Origin of the sequence: Rhodococcus sp. 7Tela_A2 (assembly GCF_049311045.1) — a bacterium.
In the GTDB taxonomy this organism is placed as follows: Bacteria; Actinomycetota; Actinomycetes; order Mycobacteriales; family Mycobacteriaceae; genus Rhodococcus.
Genome location: NZ_JAXION010000200.1, coordinates 1 through 3,475, shown reverse-complemented (window position 1 = coordinate 3,475; position 3,475 = coordinate 1). Strand labels below are relative to the sequence as shown.

The 3,475-nt window shown below is 70.4% G+C and carries 5 protein-coding genes; 2 read left to right on the top strand and 3 right to left on the bottom strand.

Features of this window, described 5'->3' with window-relative positions; genetic code table 11:
• On the bottom strand, positions 1–782 hold a 782-nt coding region (locus TVH25_RS21095; RefSeq protein WP_422425392.1), incomplete at its 3' end, for an adenosylcobinamide-GDP ribazoletransferase.
• Positions 782–1,873 (bottom strand): nicotinate-nucleotide--dimethylbenzimidazole phosphoribosyltransferase, encoded by a 1,092-nt coding sequence (cobT, locus tag TVH25_RS21090; protein ID WP_296550985.1) that lies wholly within the window; start codon positions 1,871–1,873, stop codon positions 782–784. The genes cobT and TVH25_RS21095, both read right to left, overlap by 1 nt.
• Before the next feature lie 122 nt (positions 1,874–1,995).
• Here cobT and TVH25_RS21085 point away from each other — a divergent pair, with 122 nt between their 5' ends.
• Positions 1,996–2,220, top strand: coding sequence for a hypothetical protein (locus TVH25_RS21085; RefSeq protein ID WP_422425391.1), 225 nt, complete (start codon positions 1,996–1,998; stop codon positions 2,218–2,220).
• Here TVH25_RS21085 and TVH25_RS21080 read toward each other — a convergent pair.
• Positions 2,217–2,888: a DUF3043 domain-containing protein gene (locus TVH25_RS21080; protein ID WP_169620208.1), complete on the bottom strand. Its 672-nt coding sequence runs from the start codon at positions 2,886–2,888 to the stop codon at positions 2,217–2,219. The genes TVH25_RS21085 and TVH25_RS21080 overlap by 4 nt on opposite strands.
• A 159-nt stretch (positions 2,889–3,047) precedes the next feature.
• On the opposite strand from TVH25_RS21080, the gene TVH25_RS21075 reads away from it, so the two are divergent.
• Positions 3,048–3,398: an iron-sulfur cluster assembly accessory protein gene (locus TVH25_RS21075; protein WP_169620207.1), complete on the top strand. Its 351-nt coding sequence runs from the start codon at positions 3,048–3,050 to the stop codon at positions 3,396–3,398.
• The last annotated feature ends 77 nt before the right edge of the window (positions 3,399–3,475 follow it).

Here is a 3,475-nt window from a genome sequence, read left to right as displayed (position 1 = left end):
GGGGGGGGGGGGGTGGGTCGTGGGGGGGGCGCCCCCCCGGGGGCGCCCCCCGCGACCGTGCCTTCCAGCGCCGCGCCGAGCACGTCGCCGTTGAGTCCGCCGAACCGGCGGGCGCAGTGCCGCACGAACAGAGCCGACAACACCAGCGCCACGAGTACGGCAAGCGGGCCGAGCCACGGCGTTGCGGGCGTGGTCAGGACGGCAGCGGCTGTCGCCGCGACCAGCCACAGCGCGATCGGAAGCGGACCCTGCGTTCCGGCCACCAGGGTGCCGAAGCCGCTTCCCGGCGCCGCGGGCACTCCTCGGCGGCACGCGAGCACCACGGCGACCCGGCCCACGGCTACCGCAACGAGGATCGCCGCCCATCCACCGGCGTCCGCGAGCGCGCCGAACGACGCCGCCTGAATGCCGAGTACGACGATCGACGCGACGACACCGAACGGCCCCGCTCCGCCGCTGTGCATCACTTCCCGGGCACGTTCGGGCGGTCCGTAACAACCGAGACCGTCGGCCGTGTCGCTCAGCCCGTCGACGTGCATCCCACGGGTCCCGACGGCGAGCACACCGACACAGAGCAGTCCCGTGGCGAAGACCGGCGCACCGGCGGTGCTCGCTACCCAGGACACCGCGGCCGCTGCTGCACCCAGTACCAGGCCGGCGACGGGAGCGGCGGTGATCGCCCGGCCCGCGACCGTTCTGTCGATGTCGTGCGGGCCCCGCGCGGGAAGGACGGTCAGCCACGAGAGCGACAGCGACACGCCGTCGATCCACCGGCGCAGCATCACCCGGCGGTCTTGGTGGGAGCCTCGTCGCGGGTACTGACTCCGGCCTCCGAGAACGTCGCCATGCTCGCCAGGATCTCCACCGCACCCTGCACGACGGGGAGTGCGGCCACCGCGCCCGATCCTTCGCCCAGCCGCATGTCGAGATCCAGAATCGGTTCGAGTCGCAGGTGGCGCAGCGCGATCGTGTGGGCCGGTTCGGCGGACCGATGCCCGGCGACCCACCATCGTGCTGCGCCCGGGGTCAGTTCTTCGGCCACCATCGCCGCAGCGGTGACCACGACGCCGTCGAGGATCACGGGCGTGCGGCGTACCGCAGCCTGCGACAGATATCCCGCCATGGCGGCGAAATCGGCACCGCCCGCTGTGCGCAGCAGGGCGATGGGATCGCGGGTGTGCGGACGTGCACGCCGCATCGCGTCGCGGATGGCGGTGACCTTGCGCATCCAGCCGGCGTCGTCGACTCCGGTGCCGCGGCCGACGGCGGCGACAGGTTCGGTGCTCGTCAGCGTCGCGATGAGGACGGTGGCGGGGGTGGTGTTACCGATCCCCATGTCACCGGCGATCAGGAGATCCGCCCCTTCGTCGACCTCTCGGTCGGCGAGTGAGCGACCGGCCTCGACCGCCCGTACCGTCTCGTCGTGGGTCAGCGCGTCTTCGCGGTCGATGCTCCCGCTCGAGCGCCGGATCTTGAAGGTGGACACCTCGGCGGGGGTGTCGCCGTCCACCGCCATATCGACGACGCGGACGCCTGCTCCGGCAACGCCGGCAAGGACGTTCACTGCTGCTCCGCCTGCTACGAGGTTGGCGACCATCTGGGCCGTCACCTCCGGCGGGTATGCGGAGACACCGTTGCGTGCGACTCCGTGGTCACCGGCGAAGACCACGACGCGGGGCCGCCGGAACGGGTGCGGGGGAACTTCGCCCTGGCATGCGGCGACCCAGCAACCGAGGACCTCGAGACGGCCCAGTGAGCCGGCAGGCTTGGTCAGGTCCCGCTGTCGTTCCTCGGCGACGAGTCGCACCTCCCTGTCCGGTGCGGTCAGCTGGGGGAACTCGATACCGGCGGGTGAGCCGGGGGTGCTGGTCACATGTCACCTCTCGCGTGGGGAATCACCGACTGACGCTATCAATTCGCCCTGTGGCACAAATCCGACGATGGATGTCTTTTCTGCCACTTTCGCTCGGAGATCATCACCCGCAGGCTGGCACTATGGCGGACATCATAGTGATCATGGGCTTTCTCCTGGCACTCGCGGCCGCGCCGGAGATCGGCCGGTTCCTCCCGGCTGCGCGGCCCCGGTGGGTGGCGCGGGCCTGGTGGCGGACCAACGCCTTCCGGCCCGGAGAGACGAATCGGCCGCAGCCCGAATTGTCCGCGGGCGCGCGGGCCGCGGCCGGAAACCGCGGTGTGTGCCGCGCGGGCGAAGATTCCTAGACGGCGTCGCCGGGCTTGACCCGGGGGAGCGGCGCGCGGAGCTTGCGGATCTGCGACGCGCGGACGAACGCGTACCAGCCCAGCCCGAATCCGCCCTGGGCGGAGTCGGGATAACGCTCGCGGACCTTCCTGTTCACGAGACGGCCGAGGTAGATCCCCTCGATCACCATCAGCAGCATCAGGAGGAACATCGCCAGCGTGACGTACTGCTGCACGACGGGGCCGAGGAACATCGACATGATGAGCACCAGCGCGAGCGGCATGAAGAGGCCGACGAGGTTGCGGCGGCTGTCGACGAGATCGCGCACGTACGCGCGCTCCGGGCCCCGGTCGCGGGGAAGCAGGAACTTCTCTTCGCCGGCGAGCATCCGGTTACGGCGCTCGGATGCGGCCGCGCGACGCTCGGCTGCAGCGGCTTTGCGCTGGTCTTTCGACTGCGACTTGCGTGCGGCTTTGCGCCGCTCGCGCGCTTCCTTCGCCGTCATCGGGGCCGGGGCGACCGGGCCGCGACGGCGGCTTTCGGCGTCTCGGCGCTTGGGCGTCGGGCGGCCCTTGCCGGTGGTGACCTTCGGGGCGGCGGCGACAGCCTCCCCGTCGGGCAGGGCCTCGGGCACGGGAACCTCGTGGTCGGCGGACTCGTCGGAACCGCCGCGGCGTAGCAACTTCACCCTTCCAGGCTATGGGATATTCGCGAGAACGGGTAAACCAGGCTGCAATACCACTGTGTTGCGCGACTCGTTCACGGGGAATACATCCGGGCGCGGTACCGTTGAGGCATCCGGGTCCGACACGAACCACAGGTCCGACACGAAATACAGGGAGCGCCCATGACTGTGCAGCAAGAAACCGACACTCACGGCGTCGTCCTGACCGAGGCCGCCGCCTCCAAGGCGAAGGCACTTCTCGATCAGGAGGGCCGTGACGACCTCGCACTGCGTATCGCCGTGCAGCCCGGCGGCTGCGCCGGTCTTCGATACCAGTTGTTCTTCGACGATCGCAGTCTCGACGGCGACCTGATCAAGGACTTCGCCGGCGTCAAGCTCGCTGTGGACCGTATGAGCGCTCCGTACGTCGAAGGTGCGGCGATCGATTTCGTCGACACCATCGAGAAGCAGGGCTTCACGATCGACAACCCGAACGCCACGGGTTCGTGCGCGTGCGGTGATTCGTTCAACTGAGTCGGTCTCGGGCGGGGCGCCGGGGGGGGGGCCCCGGGCCCCCGCCGGGGGGCCGGGAGCCGGGGGGCGCGCCGCGC

Excerpts from the sequence above, each read along its gene's own strand:
- TVH25_RS21075 (WP_169620207.1), top strand. The coding sequence starts at position 3,048 with ATGACTGTGCAGCAAGAAACCGACACTCACGGCGTCGTCCTGACCGAG.
- TVH25_RS21085 (WP_422425391.1), top strand. The coding sequence starts at position 1,996 with ATGGCGGACATCATAGTGATCATGGGCTTTCTCCTGGCACTCGCGGCC.